1 protein-coding gene is annotated in these 1257 nt (G+C 43.8%); it reads left to right on the forward strand.

Annotation, left to right across the window (positions count from 1 at the left end):
- A partial coding sequence (locus Q7P05_RS09570) for a PD-(D/E)XK nuclease family protein (protein WP_303931882.1) occupies nucleotides 1–1215 on the forward strand: 1215 nt, incomplete at its 5' end.
- Nucleotides 1216–1257 lie beyond the last annotated feature (42 nt).

Raw genomic sequence — 1257 nt, forward strand, 5'->3', positions numbered from 1 at the left:
CTATCTAAAGGCTATATGTCTGGTTCTGTGACGCGTCTAGAGAGATATCAGCAATGTCCGTTCAAGTTCTATGCTCAATATGGTTTAAAACTAGAACCGCGTCGTGTACGCTCCTTTGGTGCTCCTGAAATTGGTACATTCCTTCATGCTAACCTAGAGCGTTTAGGTAATTATCTATTAGACAACAATAAACAATGGCGTGACCTTAACGAAGAGGATCAACAAAATTTGTGCCGTACGGTAGCGGAAGAAATTTTACAAGAAAATCAGGGTGGCGAGGAAACGAGCGATGCCTACCAAAAGGCTATCGAGCAGCGTGTACAACGAACATTACATGTGACGGTAGACCGCCTTGTAGAGTGGTCGAAGCGCAGTGATTTTGATACAAAATACTTGGAGCAAGATTTTGGCCGTCAAGGAGGCTGGGATCCGATTCGGGTACCCCTTGGGGAAGACCGTTATTTACGCCTCATCGGTCAAATTGACCGTATCGATGAATATACAAGGGATGGTCAAACCTATGGCATGGTTATTGACTACAAGTCGGGCGGCGCACACGTAACGGCGCAAGATGTATACTATGGCCTTAAACTGCAGCTTATGACCTATCTATTGGCGTTAGAATCTGCTTACGGTAAAACGCAAGGCGAATCTATAGCTCCCGCGGCTGTGGTGTATTCCTATGTGAAGAACCCTAAAATTCCTGCCGATGCTCCTATATCTTATGAAGATGCAGTATCTTTAGCTAAGGAAAGCGACGCGTGGAGAAATAGTGGGTACTTCTCAGACGATGTTGAGTTGTTGACGCATATTGATAATAAGTTCTTATCCTATGGTCTTAAACAAGGCCCATATGTGCCAATTGCAACGACGAAAGATCAAACCATTTCTAGGAATGATTTGCGCAAGGTTAAGAATCCAGGTGAATTTGATGTGATGTGCCGCTACACCAATCATGTAATGGCTGACATCGGCCGCCATATTGGGGACGGTCAATTCCCAATTCAACCTTACCAGTTAAATAAGAATAGACCTTGTACATACTGTGATTACAATACTGTATGCCGTTTTGACTCTAGTCGAAATCGATATAATTATTTGTCTAAACTGTCCGAAGCTGATGCGTTAGAACGGATGAAAGAGGCTCTAAACGACGGAAATAACAGTAGCGATAGAAATAATAGTAACGAAGGAGGTGAAAACCATGGGTGTTAAATGGACGCCAGAGCAGGAGTCTGCCATCATAGCTCCTAAGGA

This window comes from Veillonella dispar (assembly GCF_937975875.1).
Lineage (GTDB): Bacteria > Bacillota > Negativicutes > Veillonellales > Veillonellaceae > Veillonella > Veillonella dispar_B.